At 53.7% G+C, this 15,694-nt stretch carries 10 protein-coding genes; 1 reads left to right on the plus strand and 9 read right to left on the minus strand.

Translation table 11 applies throughout. The annotated features are described in order from the left end of the window. Positions 1-276: 276 nt before the first annotated feature. The 6 genes from RC85_RS12125 to gyrA form a co-directional block, all read right to left on the minus strand. Positions 277-2,055 carry a serine/threonine-protein kinase gene (locus tag RC85_RS12125; RefSeq protein ID WP_068262988.1) on the minus strand — a complete coding sequence of 593 codons (1,779 nt, stop codon included), beginning with the start codon at positions 2,053-2,055 and terminating at the stop codon, positions 277-279. Positions 2,056-2,100: 45 nt separating this feature from the next. Further along, on the minus strand, positions 2,101-2,745 hold the full coding sequence (locus RC85_RS12130; RefSeq protein ID WP_162273202.1) for a peroxiredoxin family protein: 645 nt from the start codon (positions 2,743-2,745) through the stop codon (positions 2,101-2,103). Between the two features lie 126 nt (positions 2,746-2,871). Next, positions 2,872-3,552, minus strand: coding sequence for a phosphoadenylyl-sulfate reductase (locus tag RC85_RS12135; protein ID WP_202907968.1), 681 nt, complete (start codon positions 3,550-3,552; stop codon positions 2,872-2,874). Between the two features lie 101 nt (positions 3,553-3,653). After that, positions 3,654-5,564 carry a protein-disulfide reductase DsbD family protein gene (locus RC85_RS12140; RefSeq protein WP_149752908.1) on the minus strand — a complete coding sequence of 637 codons (1,911 nt, stop codon included), beginning with the start codon at positions 5,562-5,564 and terminating at the stop codon, positions 3,654-3,656. Positions 5,565-5,806: 242 nt separating this feature from the next. Then, positions 5,807-6,787 carry a hypothetical protein gene (locus tag RC85_RS12145; protein WP_068262994.1) on the minus strand — a complete coding sequence of 327 codons (981 nt, stop codon included), beginning with the start codon at positions 6,785-6,787 and terminating at the stop codon, positions 5,807-5,809. A 719-nt stretch (positions 6,788-7,506) separates the two neighbouring features. After that, on the minus strand, positions 7,507-10,296 hold the full coding sequence (gyrA, locus tag RC85_RS12155; RefSeq protein WP_235033506.1) for a DNA gyrase subunit A: 2,790 nt from the start codon (positions 10,294-10,296) through the stop codon (positions 7,507-7,509). Between the two features lie 258 nt (positions 10,297-10,554). Here gyrA and RC85_RS12160 point away from each other — a divergent pair, with 258 nt between their 5' ends. After that, on the plus strand, positions 10,555-11,196 hold the full coding sequence (locus RC85_RS12160; protein WP_068262996.1) for an MOSC domain-containing protein: 642 nt from the start codon (positions 10,555-10,557) through the stop codon (positions 11,194-11,196). 74 nt (positions 11,197-11,270) lie between these two features. Here RC85_RS12160 and RC85_RS12165 read toward each other — a convergent pair whose 3' ends face one another. The 3 genes from RC85_RS12165 to lipA all read right to left on the minus strand — a co-directional run bounded on the left by RC85_RS12165 (position 11,271) and on the right by lipA (position 15,532). Then, entirely contained in the window at positions 11,271-13,523 is a 2,253-nt protein-coding gene (locus RC85_RS12165; RefSeq protein ID WP_068262999.1) for an ABC transporter permease subunit/CPBP intramembrane protease, read from the minus strand. Continuing rightward, on the minus strand, positions 13,523-14,305 hold the full coding sequence (locus RC85_RS12170) for an ATP-binding cassette domain-containing protein (protein WP_068263001.1): 783 nt from the start codon (positions 14,303-14,305) through the stop codon (positions 13,523-13,525). The genes RC85_RS12165 and RC85_RS12170 overlap by 1 nt, the downstream gene beginning before the upstream one ends. Positions 14,306-14,614: 309 nt before the next feature. After that, the gene (gene lipA, locus RC85_RS12175) at positions 14,615-15,532 is read right to left on the minus strand and encodes a lipoyl synthase (RefSeq protein ID WP_068263004.1); all 918 of its coding nucleotides are present in this window, start codon (positions 15,530-15,532) and stop codon (positions 14,615-14,617) included. Positions 15,533-15,694 lie beyond the last annotated feature (162 nt).

The raw sequence follows: 15,694 nt of genomic DNA on the forward strand, positions 1-15,694 counted from the left end.
CTTGGGTCGACAAGCAACTTGGAACGACCCTGACCGCTTTCCGCCGCCAAGTCCTGCCACGTTCGATAGGAAGCGATCCGGCCTAAATAACAAAAGCCCCATCAGATCCCAGTTGCGCAGCCCAGGCTGTGCCCGACTGAACCCTGGTGGGCCCAGCTACGAAAGATTTCGCCAAGACATTTCCCTAGCCGTTTGAGCACTCAACAAAAAGGGCCAGGCTAAAGCCTGGAATCCAGCAAATTACGACATCTTTTGCAAGCCGCGAAATGCACCCAATCAAAGTGGCGATAGTCGGACGATGTCGATGTCGGCGAACGTTGCTGCATTCTTGATGCAGCGTAGCTTGATTGATGTGATCGAACTTGCGTCGCATGGAAGGTTGCCGATCGGGTCGCCGTTGATCGTCAACGACGCAGATTTTTTGGTTCGCTGAAAGGTGAGACTTTGAAAAATGGGGTCTTGGTTGGGCGACGGACTAAATGTCATCGAAGTCGACGAATCTGAATCAGGTGAACTGGCGGACGATCGAAACGCTGCGGTGTATCCATCAAAGCGAAGAACACCGCATTGCGTACTCTGATCCGAATGCATGAAGCTAACTTCGACGACGCTGTCCACCGAAAGCCGCAAGCCGAACCGTAACCGCAAGTTCGGCGAATCATTTTCTGATTTCGTCAGCGGAATTGTCATCTGTGAACCTTCGCTACCGACCAAGACGCGACTGCCATCGCTTGCAACGCCCGGAGACCAGCTTCCGGATTGGCGGAAAAGCGGAACACTTTCTCCATTGAATAAAGGCTGCGGGAATCCATCGACTATCCACTCTTCCGCTGCCTCGTTTGCTTCCGTCACCTCAGTTGATCGGCTGTGCGAATACGCGATGGCGGCGGTGATCCCAACGACAATCAGAACGATAGTAACGAAGCCCTTCGTTTTCATACGGCGATCATGCGTTGCGTCAGCGTTTCTGCGAACGGCAGACCGGGTCTTGGGGGACGAGCGACGATCGATGTCAACCAACTCATCGATCCTCGATATCAGTTCTTCATAATCTGCGATGCGATCTTCTGGATTGGTTTCAGTCATGTCGCGAAAGAGTGCGACGGATTGTTTCGATACCGACGCATCGATTTCGTCTCGCCAGCGATCATCGCCGACTGATTTTTGCATGATTGTCCGCATCGCTGATCGATCAGAACACGGTGGCAGCCCGGTCAACATGTGGTAAACGGTTGCGCCCATTGAATAGATATCGGCTCGCGCATCGACGTGGGTGTCATGTAATTGTTCAGGCGAAACATACGCGGGCGTGCCAAGCGTGGTGCCGGTTGCCGTGATTTGGCTGGCGTCATTTTCTTGGGATTCGAAAGCCAATCCAAAGTCGGCGACCTTCACGAAGGGAACGCCGGGTGGCAAGTTCGTTCCTGCCGGTGCGTGGCTGAGCAATAAGTTGGCTGGCTTGATGTCACGGTGGGTGATCCCGGCATCGTTGGCATGGGAAAGCGCCGAAGCGACTTGCCGCGCGATTAACCATGTCACGTCTTCTGGAATCGGTGATTGTCGGCGAATGAACTCCGCCAGTGTTTCGCCTTCGACCAACTCCATCGCAATGAAGAAACGTCCTTGATGAAAGCCACTGTCAAATGCGGTAACAATGTGGGGATGATGCAAGCTTGCGATCGCATGGGCTTCGCGTTGCATCCGTGATTGGCCAGTGGTCGAAGCGTTTCGAGATCGCACGTTGATGGTTTTCAATGCAACGTCACGGCCGAGCGCATTTTGGTGCGCCCGGAACACCATTCCACCCGCGCCGCAGCCCATCAATCCTGTTAACGCATATCCGGGTGCAAGGCTTTCGGGGCGACACAATAAATTGATCGCATCGACTTCATACAATTCAAGCATCGACAGAGACAGGGCTGCGTCAGACGGCTGGACGTTTGCTTGCAGCGAATGATCCAGGATCTTTTCGACGTGATGCCGTTCCAAAAGACCGTGCCGCATGGCGACGGCGACAAAGCTATTGTCTTCCAACTCAACCGTTTCGTCGTTCATGGGCAAATTCCGCGAACAACATGCATCCGAGAAATCGTTTGCGTCTTACGATCCATTGGCATCGCTAAGCACTCCCAGCATCGCACGAACGGACGGACGATCCGCCGACATGTCTGCACCGACGTAGGCCAGACGCACGTTTCCACTTTTGTCGATGATGAAAGTTGACGGGTGGGCCAAGTTCGACGCGATGTTGAAATAGCCAACGGCGCTGAGGTCTTCGTCAAGCACCAATGGAAAGGGAACGCTATCGACGGCAGCCTTTTCTGTTTTTTTGGCGGCTTCCACAAACTCATCTAAATGATCGCGAGCGCCTGGGTACACAACCAGGATTTCAGTATCCAGCTTTTCGAACTTGTCGTAGTTGGCAACCAAGCGAGAGGTTTGTGTCTTACAGAACGGACACAACATGCCACCGCCAAATCCCTCCGTGAATACAAGCACAACATTTTTGCTACCCAAGTATTCTTTCAAGGCAACACGTTTTCCCGTCGTGTCCAAGAATACTAAACCGTCCAGCCCCGTGGGGACTTCGATATTGGATTGGACTTCATCTTTGAACACAATGTCGGCGGGATCTGGCATCGCCATCTTTCCCATCGGCATCGCGTTGTTAGACCCCTGGATCTTCTCGACCGAATCGACGATATCCTGTGGTGAACATCCGGAAAGCGTAAGGCAAATTGTCATCGCTGAGAAAGTGAACAGGAACGCGCAAGTCGTGTTGAGTAGGTCGTTTCGCATGAGCATCGCCATTAGATTGTGTAGATTGAAACTTCGGTGGGCAATGAAACTTGGTGGGTGTGATTCTTCCAATTAGGTGTGCAAACCGCACTCCTGTTTCATTCCCCGGAATCGGGTGTTTCGTTCGGTGTCATCAGTCGTCGATAACGGACGGCTTGAATGATAGTCACCGACGGTTGCGTAACCTTGTTCAAAGAGAGGATGTTGCGGCAAGTGATGTTGTTGTTGATAGCGATAGACATCCCGAGTGGTCCATTCCAAAATGGGATAGATGCGATAGCGTGTGCCGGTTCGTTTGATTGGCGGCAGATGCTTACGAAAATCAGTTTGGTCGGCTCGAAGCCCCGAAACCCAACCGTGAACATTGAGCTCTGCTAGCGCACGGTTCATCGGTTCAACTTTGCGAATCTGATCGTACTTGTTTAGGTCTTCAAGGTTCTCGCTTTCCCAAAGTCGTCCTAGACGTGATTCCATTTGCGACGGGCTCAATGCCGATTCATAGACTTTCAAGTTCAGGCCAAGCCGACGAGTCAGTGTCGTTGCATATTGGTACGTTTCTTCGTGCAGGTATCCAGTATCGACCCAGATGACCGGGACGTTTGGCATGATTTGCGTTGCCATGTGTAGCGTCACCGCAGACTGAATTCCAAAACTAGTGCTGACAGCCAATGAGTCGCCAAACTCCTCTGCCGCCCACTGCATCAGGTGCTCTGCGCTGAGTCCAGTAAATTGGGCCTCCATCGATTCAGTCATAGATCCTTCGAGACTCGTAAGCATCCTGATGTTCCTAATGCGATGTAATACAAATTTTTGTGGTCGAGAGTCACACAGTGGTGTTGAAAAGATCTTGCGAGTTATTCAACTGAGTAGCTGACTCGCGAGATTCGTGATTGTTCCGGTTTTCGGGTCAATGCTTCAACAAACGGTTCACCCGACGAGAAAAGCCCATCAAGCAAGATCGGTTCGCTGGGGTTGTTGGCTGGGAAGATTGCGTAGAACGGAATGGATGCCGCGGAATTGCCAAGCTTTCGCAACAGTTCATCCACGGCGGGATTTGATTCGGTCTTATCGGCACGCAGTGCGACGGTGCCACTTTCGCGAAGCGCTGCCGCGACCGCATCGGTTTCAATCGCGGACGCTTCATTCGTTTTACAGGTCAAACACCAGTCGGCGGTAAAGTCGATAAAGACCGGTTTGCCATCGCGAACCAGCGACTCGAACAATTCGGGCGAGTACGTTTTCCAGGCAATGTGATCAGGCGACTGATTTTCTGATACGGTTTGAATCTTTGCATCAACAAGTGCTGCACCAGTCGTTTGGCTGGCGACGAATCGGCCGACAGCCCGCTCGAATCGTGATTGCATGACGTCTTGCAACCAACCGAAGGAAACCAGTGCCGTGACCACGACCATGGATGTTGCGATACTCCAAGCTTTCACTTGTTCGCGGGCGGGCGCGTAGCCGGGCGTTTGCGAGGCGTACCAAACGGCCATCCCAATCCCCAGCATCAGAAGTACGGTGGGAACGACCGACGCGATCGGCATGAAACTGATCAGATACACGACCGTGGCCAGCATGACGAAACCCATCAACTGCTTGAACGTGACCATCCAATTGCCAGGCTTGGGCAGAAAACGAATCATCGATGGGAACAATCCAACGACCAAGTAGGGACTGGCCATACCAAGGCCCACCGCCGCGAAAACGCAATACGTCAAGTAGGTCGGCTGGGTGACAGCCCACGCAAGAGCCGCACCCAGAAACGGTCCGCTGCAAGGTGTCGCTAGCAGGGTGCTTAGAATGCCCTTGCTGAATGCTCCACCGTAGCCTTCCTGTTTCGTTGTTCCATTGCCAGCGCCAATGAATCCTGGAAGCGGGATTTCCCAAACACCAAGAAAGCTGAGGCCGAACGCGAAAACGATCGCCGACAAGGTGACCGTGAATCCGGCGCTGCTGAATTGTTCGCCCCAACCAAGCCCGGCGAATACGGCAAACGTCGCCAGGATCAACATCACCGACAACAACCCGGCAGTGTACGCCAAGTTCATCAATAGAATTTGTTTGCGATCAGCATTGGCCTGCTGGACGAACGACAATAGTTTCAGGCCAACGACAGGCAGAACGCAAGGCATAAGGTTGAGCAAGAATCCGGCTACGAAAGCCAGCGGAATGACCGACCATGCGGATTGAGTTTGCGACGACGTTACCTGAAGATTCGAGAGCGAAAAACTAGCTGTATCATCGCTTAAATTTTGATTTGAAGCGGCGACAGATTTTACCGTTTGGTAGTCGGCTTTGAAGGAATAAGTCGTGGGCGCGAAGCAGCGGTCACCTTCACAGGCTTGCGCGAAAACGGTTCCGGCGAGAACTTCGGGTGGATCGGATACTTCGGTTGCCAACTCGTCGCGGATGGTCAGCGGGGCTCGCCATTGGACGGTGCCTTCAAATTCGTGTAACTCGATCCCGAGTGATTCATGCTGAACTAAGATCGGCTTTCGATCAGCGACGAACTCTCCAACCGATTCGATTCGATCTGGAAGATCAGTGATCGCGATCTTGGTGGCAAGAAATGGCTTCGGTTGTGATTGAGCATAGATGTGAAGGCCATCGAAAACCTTTGCGGTGACGACCAATTCGGCTTCGCCGGTTTTCGTTTGTTCAATCGTTGCCGAAACGTTCACATCCGCCCAGGTATCCGATTCTTGCCCCAGCACGACTGAAGTCGTAAGAGCGAGAAACAGAATTGGAATGATTTGTTGAAGCATGACTTGGAATCCTTTTACGGGGATATCAACTTGGGCGAAACTGTCTCGGTGGTGATACAAAAAAAGGTCATACGGCAGGGCATTGCCGTACAACCTCCGCAAACGACATGCGTTTGCTTAGGAAATTAGGCGAAACCTTTCGTAGCTGGTCCCGCCAGGGTTCAGTCGAGTATCGTTCCTGATGAACTGAACCCTGGCGGGCCCAGCTACGGGAAGATCGGGAAGTCATTTCGGACAGTTCTTTACTTGATCACTTTCAGCGATGAGGGCTGAAGCCATGAGATTTTTCCTTGGGTCTTCACGATCCTACCTTCAACAGCAAGTTCCTTATTTCCGAAACGGTCTTTGTAGATTTGCGGGTAGTTCTTGTGAGCGCCTTCGACGACCGTGACGCTGCCATCTTTTCCGACAACGGCCAAACCAAGTTCATCGGGGGCCGACAATGGCGTGACACCAAATTCGCATGCCGCACATCCGCTTCGTCCAACCAAGCGAACCCCGTTTTGGGTTGCGTTCATGCCTGACTTGTTCATCATTTCAAGCTTTGAAACAAACTGTTCAGGAGACCCGCGAAACATGTTGGCTTCGTTGTCCGACGGAAATAGGTAACGCAGACCATTGTGAATCACCGTATGATCAGTCGATCCGGGCATGTGTTTTCCCATCTTGACTAAGCAGACAACGCATTCGCCATCAGCACCCAAGTCGGTGTTCGCAAACTCAGCAGGATTTGCCTTGAACGCGTCTTTTTCATTGGCACTGGGGAACAGGTAAAGACGGCTGTTGTGCAGCACTGGATGTTGAACGGTTCCCGGCACACGTTTGCCAGCCTTTTCGTAACAAACGATGCAGTCACCATTGAGAGCCGGAACAAATTTTTCAGGACTGGCGTCAAACATCGCTTTGATGTTTTCACCTGGGAAGTAATAAGTCACACCGTCGAAGGTCGAACTGATGTTTGGGCTTCCTTTTTCCCATGCTTTCTTCATCACGACGCAAACCGGGCAATAACCATCGAGCCCGATCTTGGTCTTGACCGTGCTGCGATGGTTCATCATCGAGTTGGTTTTGACTGCCGGGCGGTTGGTTGTCGCCTGGGTGTTTCTGGTTCCGTAGCTTCTGGAACCGCTTTGTCCCAATGCGATGTTTGCAGTCATTGGAACGGTCAATGCGGTGATCGTTAAAACAGAAAGAAGTCGTCGTCGGGTGTGTCGCAGTTTCATGGCAAATTTTAAAAGTGAGTTAGATGGGTTGGTGTCGTCTTGCCCTGCTTAATGGTGATTGCGCACAGACGTCCGCCAACGCTGCGGATGTCTAGGGAACTGTCCCGAAATAGCTTTCCGATTTTCCCGTAGCTGGGCCCGCCAGGGTTCAGTCGAGCTTCATCCGATCGTGGACTGAACCCAACGCCTTGAAGGGGTTCTAAATCGTTTAACCGCGTTGGGCATCGCCCCGCGCGTTGTGCTGACCCGAACGCGCGGGGCGATGCCCACGCGGCTAAACGAACTAACACGTTTTTTCCGGGACCAAAACTCTTCATGGCGTTGGACTGAACCCTGGCGGGATCAGCTACGTTTTGAAACAGTCTTTAGGGAAAGGCGATCGAACTGGCCCGCGGCTCACGAGAACGTCCGGCTTATCAATGTCGTAATGGCTGCCCAAAACCAATTAATCTAGCCGCGCAGCGATGACAGACCTCCGGGGCTATTCCCAAACATTCCGATAGCGCAGCGATCAACGACTATTTACATTTAGTCTGTTCGACGTCCCCTGGAAGAGGTCGAGCCAAAGCGTGAGAGAGGGCTTTCGAGCAATGCTGCTCCGTTCCGGCTGCCCAAGCGTCCAACCTCTGCCCGCTACGCGGTGGAGGTGGGAAACTGCACGACGCCCTGCGCGGACAATCGCATGCCTCAACACATTGAACATTCAGTGGGGATGAATGCTACGCGTCCGAATCAGGTTCCGACGGTGGTTCGGCTGCTGGTGTTTCGGAAGAAGGTTCGCCACCGCTTTCAACCACTGCACCTTCAACGACCTCGCCTTCGACAACTTCGGCTTCGGATTCCTCTTCCGCAGGGACTCGGACGACTGCGATCAGGTTGTCGCCTTCGTCGACGTTCATGATTCGAACGCCTTGAGTGTTACGGCCGATGACGTTGATGTCGCCGGCAGCGATCCGCTGGATCTTACCCTTGCCGGTCATCATGAAGATCTCGTCACCCTCGTCCACGCGAGCGATGCCAATCACCTTGCCGTTTCGGTCGCTGGTGCGAATGTCACGCAATCCCTTGCCGCCACGTTTCTGAGTTCGATAGCGAGCACCCGATGCTGAACTGACTTCTTCGCCACTGTTTTCTTCGCCAGTGTCATCATCCGCTGCTACTGAATCATCATCGGCTTCGTCGTTTGAATCATCGGTGGCGTCTGATTCGGCAACGGCATCGTCGGCATTGGGACCAAAGTAGGTTCGCTTGCCGTAGCCATTTTCGCAAACAGTTAATAGGGTCGCGTTGGGATCAGCAACGACCATGCCGACGACGTAGTCATCGCCGACCAACTTGATGCCTTTGACGCCGGACGTGTTGCGGCCCATGGGGCGTGCGTCGGATTCGCGGAAACGAATCGCCATTCCCTTAGACGTTACCAGGATCACTTCGTCGCGAGGCCCGACCACTTTCGCTTCGACCAATTCATCACCATCACGCAATTTAATCGCAATGATGCCACCACGTTTTGGACGGCTATACTGTTCCAGAGGCGTCTTCTTAACCAAGCCGCTGCGGGTGGCCATGACGACGTAGTAACCTTCTTGGTCAAAGTCGCGGATTGCCAAACACTCGGCGACCTTTTCGTCTTTTTCAAGGTTCAGCAAGTTGACGATCGCGCGGCCCTTGGCGTCACGAGCCAATTGCGGCAAGTCGTAAACCTTTTGCCAACGAACTTTGCCCGCTGTGGTCAGGAACAGCAGGTATGCGTGGGTGCTGGCGACGAACAAGTGTTCGATGGGGTCTTCGCTATCGGACTTGGCACCCTTGAGTCCCTTGCCGCCGCGACGTTGGGTGTTGTAAACGCTTGATGGAGTTCGCTTGATGTAGCCCTGGTGCGAAATCGACACGACCATGGTTTCCTCGGTGATCAAATCTTCCAGATCAATGTTGCCGAGTTCTTCCATCGAAATTTCGGTGCGACGATCGTCACCAAACTTACGCTTCATGTCTTCCAGGTCATCCTTGATGATCCCGTAGATCCGTTCCTGGCTGGCCAAGATATCTAGGTAGTCGATGATCTCGGTCAGCAATTCGGCGTGTTCGCCCGCAAGTTTTTCTTGTTCCAAGTTGACCAACTGACCCAAACGCATTCGCAGGATTTCATCGGTCTGGACACTGGTCAGCGTGTACGAATCGGATTCGCCACGTTCAAGCTGGAACTGCTTGAAGCCTTCGTCGCCAAGGGCCCGCTGCATCATCGCCGCGGGGCACTCGATGCCCATCAGCCGTTCTTTGGCTTCGGCTTGTGTTCGTGATTCGCGAATCGTCTTGATGATTTGATCGATGTTGGCCAGGGCCAATAACAATCCTTCGACGGTGTGCTTGCGACGCCTTGCGCGGGCGAGCAAGAATTGGGTTCGGCGGCGGATCACGCTGCTGCGGTGACGGATGAACTCCGTCAACATTTCTTTCAGCGTCAATTCACGCGGCTTGCCATCGACCAACGCCAAAAAGATGACTGAGAACGTCGTTTGCAATGGCGAGAACTGGTAAAGCTGGTTGATGATCACGTCTGGATCACCGTCACGTTTGAGCTCAATGACCAAACGGACCGGTTCCTTCAAATCGCTCTCGTCACGAATCGCCGAGATGCCTTTGATCCGTTCGTCATTGACCAGATCAGCAATTTTTTTCACAACGCCGTCACGCGTTTGCTGATAAGGAATTTCGTGGATCAGGATGCGTGTACGCGTGCCCTTCTTCTCTTCGACCGACACTTTCGCGCGCAGCGTGATCGTGCTGCGACCGGTCTTGTAGCCACGTCGAATTCCGCCACGACCGCAAATGATGCCGCCGGTCGGGAAGTCGGGGCCGGGGACGATCTCGAAGAGTTCTTCGTCGGTGATCGCTGGGTTATCGACCAACGCGATCAACGCGTTGCAGATTTCGGTTGGGTTGTGCGGTGGAATGCTGGTCGCCATTCCGACCGCGATGCCGCCGCTGCCATTGATCAGCAGCGCGGGGAACTTCGACGGCAGGACCGTGGGTTCGGTGCGTGCTTCATCGTAAGTCGGGATGTAGTCAACGGTGTCCAGTTTGATGTCTTCCAACATCGATGCGGCAACGGCTGACAACCTCGCTTCGGTATACCGCATCGCAGCCGGCGGCAGACCTGCGATCGATCCAAAATTCCCCTGTTTGTCCACCAGCATCCGCCGCATGTTCCATTCTTGGGCCATGCGAACGAGCGTTGGGTAAATGACACTTTCACCGTGCGGGTGATAGTTACCCGACGTGTCACCGGAAATCTTTGCGCACTTGACTCGTTTGCTGCCGGGCCCGAGATTCAGGTCATTCATGGCGACCAAAATCCGCCGCTGTGACGGTTTCAGCCCGTCGCGAACGTCCGGCAAAGCACGGCTAACGATGACGCTCATTGCGTAGGTCAGATAGCTGTCGCGAAGCTCTTCTTCGATCGGCAAATCGATCATCCGCAAAGCGCCCGCACCACCACCGGCCGCCATGATGCCGTCTTCATCTGGTCCGCCAGTGTCTTCGTCGTTATTGTCGGTACCGTTCTCGTCAGCCAAGGGGAAAGTTCCTTAGTCAGTGGTGGATGAGGACACGCGTTGAGTCCCCTTTTCAGCCCCACATTGTAGGCAGACAAAGGCTTTCTCACCAGCGGGGGAGCGACTTGCTGGGAGCCCGCTTTTGTTCGTCAAAAGCGTTGTTTTATCAGCGAATCGCGTTCGTTTTTCAGGTGCCACGAAGAGGAGTGATCCATGACTCGAATTGCCAGTATCCAAATCGGCAAAATCGTCTCGGGCGGCGACCCGACCACCCGCGACGTGACCCACCGATGGTGGTCCAGTGCGTTCGACAAACGTTCGATCGCCGGACCCGTTTCCGTCGGCCCGATGGGAATCGTCGGCGACGAGGTGGCCGATAAAAAGCACCACGGCGGAGTCGAAAAGGCGATGCTGTGCTACGGCCTGAGCCACTATCAATGGTGGAACCAGAAGCATCCCGAACTAGAAATGGGGCCGGGCGGCTTGGGTGAGAACCTGACGATCCAAGACCAAGATGAAACCAGTGTTTGCATCGGAGATCGCTATCGAGTTGGTTCTTGCGAGATCGAGGTCAGTCAGCCGCGACAACCATGCTGGAAAATCGCTCGGCGCTGGGGCGTGAAGTCGTTGACCAAAGAAGTGGGCCAAAGCGGATACACGGGCTGGTACGTGCGCGTGATGGTTGCTGGACAAATCAGCACAGGTGACGAACTAGTCTTACAAAGCCGACCAAATCCAAGCTGGTCAATCGCTCGAGCCAATGACATCCTGTTTGGGCGAGAAAAAGATCCGCACGCCGTGGGGCAGCTAAAAGAGTTGCCGGAATTATCACACGAGTTCAAGAAAGACGTTTAGTCAGTGGCATAGGCTTCCAGCCTGTGATTGCGATGTCCACAGTCTGGGAGCTTTTGCCACTTACTCAACGGAACTTAAGCAGGTGACAACGCGGCAGTTGGGTCTGCGAATTCTTCTTCGTTGCCAACCAGGTCAGCCTTCGCATCTTCGTCTACTGATGGCAAGCGAATGAAGTAGAACAAACACATTGATGCGATCGCAACGCTGGCGATGACCCAAACCAAATTGTATTCGGGGCCGCCACCAGTGCTGGACACCAACGCTTGAGCAGCCGGATGAGTGCTTTGGGCGATCCGTTCCAGCGATACCGAAAGCGTGTTGTTGGTCATGTGAATCAGAATGCCCGGAAGCACGCTGCCGGTTTTCAACGCGAGATAACCCAGCAACAGTCCCATGAACGTGGCGCAAATGGATTGTTGAAGCACGCCGTGCGAAATTCCAAACATGATCGCCGTGACAAAAATTGCACGGAGCTTGCCTCGGTTACGAACGAGTCCACCGAAAATGAACCCGCGGAACGCCAACTCTTCGCAGATCGCTGGAACGACCGCCATCAAGAAGATGACTGACATCAGCGGTGCGGAACTGATTTGATCCGTGAACGGCTTCATCGCCGCCGTTGCCTGCTCGCTAATTGGATACGCATAGCTCACCAAACCAGCCAACATGACGTATGTCGGATGCAAACAAATTCCGAACACCACCGCGATTGGCAGTGTCAAAGGATTCGACAAACGAATGCGTAGCGAATGTTTCAGCGACGTTGTTAGCACCGTCGCCATCATCAACGTGGGTGCTAGGATCATGCCAATTTGCGGCATCATGACTAGCTTCGCGATGCCGGCGAACGTTGTCGGCATTTCTGTGACAACTAATTTCCCGAAGAACAACGCGACCAGGATAATCGCACCGCAGGAAAACGCTTGTGTGGGCGTTGCGGCACGTTGCCGGTCTCGCCACAAGTGACGAACCCATTGGCTCAGTTCCCACTGGTCGCCACCGCCAAACAAGACCGCTTCGTCCTCGAATTGCCGACGTGCCCAGGTCACTGCTAACCACAGGCATCCTGCGGTCACTGCAGCGACGATTGGCAAGTACATCAATGCGTGTGCATATTGACCTTCGACCAACGATCGCACCATCAAAAACATGCCGGTCACTGGGATCAAGCTGGTTCCGGCTGTTAAGGTTGTTCCAGGCAACATCGGTAACAACACAAGCGGCAGCGTCACCATCATCAATGGCATCAAGTAGTACTGACCTTCCTTGCTGCTGCGAGCCATCGCTGCGACCGCAAGTGCCAACGCGCTGAACAGGGCAGAAAGCGGAACGAGTGCAACCAACAACCACAGCATGGGTACCATTGGTGGCGAACCGACTTGTCCGCCGCCAACACCCATTTGTTTGAATACGAACGAACTGGTCACCAGCATGCTGCCCGCGTTTAGGATCGCTGTCATCATGCTAAAGGTGGTGACCGCGCCCAGTTTTCCCCAAACGATTTCGCTGCGAAGAGCTGGACTGCAAAGCAGCGTTTCTAAAGTTCCGCGTTCTTTTTCACCTGCGACCAAGTCGATCGCTGGATAGAACGCACCGGTCATCGCCCAAACCAACATGATAAAGGGCAGCAGCTTGCTCCAGAATGCCGCTTCGCGAGTTCGCTCCGGTGCAATGTCAATGTCTGCGAGTTTGAAAGGAGCCAGCAGGCTGATATCAATGCCGGTTGTTTCAAGTCTCTGACGAACCCAACCGCTTTGCCATTTCGACAAAATGCCGGTCAAACGATCCCTCGCAACCATCGATTGGTCCGACGCGACGTTGTAGAGCAATTGCATCGAGGCTTCTTGGTCAGAGCTTCGTGCCTGCGGGTCTGCGAACTTTGGCGGGATCACCAGCACGGCGTCGAAGATGCCGTCGCGAACCCAATTGTTGGTTGTTTCTTTGACGTTCTTGGCTTGGTTTAGGACGCCATCGTGTCGGCCAACACCGTTCCAGGTGTAGCAGAGCAGTTCCAGACGTTCATCGTTATCGGTTAGCCCGTCAACGAAGGTTTCTGTTTTGACCAACGGCGGCACATCGCCAATCAAGTGATCGGTGCCGACGATACAGATCGACGTTGGATGCTGTTGGGTGAACTGCGCGATTTGCATCAACAGCATTCCGACCAACGGGTACAGCAAAATCGGCAGTACCGCGATCGTGAACAGAGTCCGCCGATCTCGCAGTTGGTCCATCATTTCGCGGGCATAGATCATCCAGACGACCGACAATCTTGGCCGGCCCGCCCGTTTTGCTTTTTCTCTCAGTTGTTCGCTGCGTTCGCTCATCAGATTCCGGCCCCCACATCGTGTGCTAGTTCATTGTTTTCTGCGGACTCATGATTGCTGAGCAAGCCGAAGAATAATTCTTCAAAGTCATTTTCGCTGTGTCGTGATCGCAGTTCGCTTAGCGTCCCCGAGTCCAGAATCTTGCCGCGATGCATGATGGCGATTCGATCGCATAACCGTTCGACTTCGCTCATGATGTGTGTTGAAAAGATCAGACACTTGCCGGATTCACGAAGATCGCGAATGACGGAAAGCAAATTTCGAGCAACTAGAACGTCCAGGCCAAGCGTTGCTTCGTCAAAGATCAGCACCGGCGGGTCGTGAACCATTGCCCTGGCGATCGAGACTTTCTGTTTCATTCCCGTTGACATCTTGGCACCGGGCGTGTCGCGAAACTCGTTCATTCGCAACTGTTCAAACAACGTTTCCACGCGATCGGTCAGTTCTTTTTTCGGCATCCCATGCAACCGACCAAAGTACTCGACCATTTCCCATGCCGTCATGCGGTCATAGATGGCGGTGTTGTTGCTGACGAAGCCAATTCTCTTACGCACTTCCGCTGGGTCAGCCGAAACATCGAATCCCGCGACCGTCGCGATGCCAGAGGTCGAACTTAGAACCGTGCTTAAGATCCGCAGCACGGTGGTTTTGCCGGCACCGTTGGGGCCCAGCAAACCAAAAATCTCGCCGGGTTGAACTGAGAAAGAGATGCGATCAACAGCAACGAACTTCCCGCGACTGAGATCGTCATAGGTCTTCGTTAGATGTTGAACGTGGATCATGGCAACTTCGCTGGTGTGTTAGAACGCTTATGCAGATTGTGACGGCGCGCACCGATTCGGCGCAGCAGCGGACACGATCTTGCTTACGTTTAGAGCGTAGCTTGCAGCAAAGTTGCGGGCGGTCAGCAAGTTTGCATGGTTCCATTCAAAGCCAAGTTGCCCCCCGGATTAACCGTTATTTCCGGACAGATTACGGTAATAGACGCGTAAGTGAGCCGCGGGCGCGTAAGTGGCCGGGCATCCCGAGCTGACCGAATCCACACGGCCTACCAGTTGACGATCACCCAAGCGTGTCCGGTTTTCCGCTACCTATTCAGTCTCGGCCATGTCGCGGGCGTGGTAGCTGCTTCGTACGAACGGGCCGCTGGCGACTTTCTTGAAGCCCATCGATTTTGCGATCTCGCCAATCTCGTCAAATTCCTCCGGTGGAACGTAGCGCACTACCGGCAAATACTTTTCACCTGGCTGCAGGTATTGGCCCAGCGTCAGGAAATCGACGTCGTACTCTCGCAGGTCGGCAAACGCATCGATCAGCTCGCCACGTTCTTCGCCCAGACCCAACATCAAACCACTTTTGGTTTTGACGGATGGATTGTATTGCTTGACTTGCTTCATCATTTGAAGCGTCCAGCGGTAATCACTCTTGGGGCCGCGAACTCGGCGATACAATCGGGGAACCGTTTCCATGTTGTGGTTGAACACGGTCGGCGCGGCATCGATGACGATTTTCAGAGCGTCTTTGCAGTGAACAAAATCAGGCGTCAGCACTTCGGTTGTCGCACCGGTCTTTTCGCGAACGGCGACAACACAGTCGTGGAAATGCTGTGCACCACCGTCCTCCAAATCGTCTCGCGTGACGCTGGTGATGACGACATGCTTCAATCCCAAACGCGAAGCGGCTTCGGCGACGCGATCAGGTTCGTCGGCTTCGGGCAATTGCGGTGGACGTCCGCGATGAACCGCACAAAACCCGCAAGGCCGTGTACAAACGTTGCCAAGAATCATGAAAGTGGCGGTTTGCTGGCTGTAGCATTCCATCCGGTTGGGACATTTCGCGTTCTCGCAAACCGTTTCCAACTTCAGCTCTTCCATCAAGCTGTCGGTCATGTGGTTGGAATTGCTACGCGGGATCGGCCGTTTTAGCCAACGCGGCAGCCGACCGGTCGCACTGACATCGGTGCCTTCGGGGATTTCGGGTTCGGCAACAACGGGGAGACGAAAAGCCATGCGAGAGAGTTCAAATGAGTGAAACGGAAGTGCGAGTTCGTATTGTAGTGCAGCACCAACTTTTAGCCAGACTTGGCCAATTCGCCGCAGATCGATCCAACTTCGGTTTTCATCATCAGATTTTCGCCCTCAGGATTTCTTCTAGCCGCTGTTTGGCCGCTG

Origin of the sequence: Rubripirellula obstinata (assembly GCF_001642955.1) — a bacterium.
Lineage (GTDB): Bacteria > Planctomycetota > Planctomycetia > Pirellulales > Pirellulaceae > Rubripirellula > Rubripirellula obstinata.

Coding starts and splice junctions, on each gene's coding strand:
- RC85_RS12125 (WP_068262988.1), bottom strand. CDS start 2,055: ATGAACGACGAAACGGTTGAGTTGGAAGACAATAGCTTTGTCGCCGTC.
- RC85_RS12130 (WP_162273202.1), bottom strand. CDS start 2,745: ATGACAATTTGCCTTACGCTTTCCGGATGTTCACCACAGGATATCGTC.
- RC85_RS12135 (WP_202907968.1), bottom strand. CDS start 3,552: ATGACTGAATCGATGGAGGCCCAATTTACTGGACTCAGCGCAGAGCAC.
- RC85_RS12140 (WP_149752908.1), bottom strand. CDS start 5,564: ATGCTTCAACAAATCATTCCAATTCTGTTTCTCGCTCTTACGACTTCA.
- RC85_RS12145 (WP_068262994.1), bottom strand. CDS start 6,787: ATGAAACTGCGACACACCCGACGACGACTTCTTTCTGTTTTAACGATC.
- gyrA (WP_235033506.1), bottom strand. CDS start 10,296: ATGGCGGCCGGTGGTGGTGCGGGCGCTTTGCGGATGATCGATTTGCCG.
- RC85_RS12160 (WP_068262996.1), top strand. CDS start 10,555: ATGACTCGAATTGCCAGTATCCAAATCGGCAAAATCGTCTCGGGCGGC.
- RC85_RS12165 (WP_068262999.1), bottom strand. CDS start 13,523: ATGAGCGAACGCAGCGAACAACTGAGAGAAAAAGCAAAACGGGCGGGC.
- RC85_RS12170 (WP_068263001.1), bottom strand. CDS start 14,305: ATGATCCACGTTCAACATCTAACGAAGACCTATGACGATCTCAGTCGC.
- lipA (WP_068263004.1), bottom strand. CDS start 15,532: ATGGCTTTTCGTCTCCCCGTTGTTGCCGAACCCGAAATCCCCGAAGGC.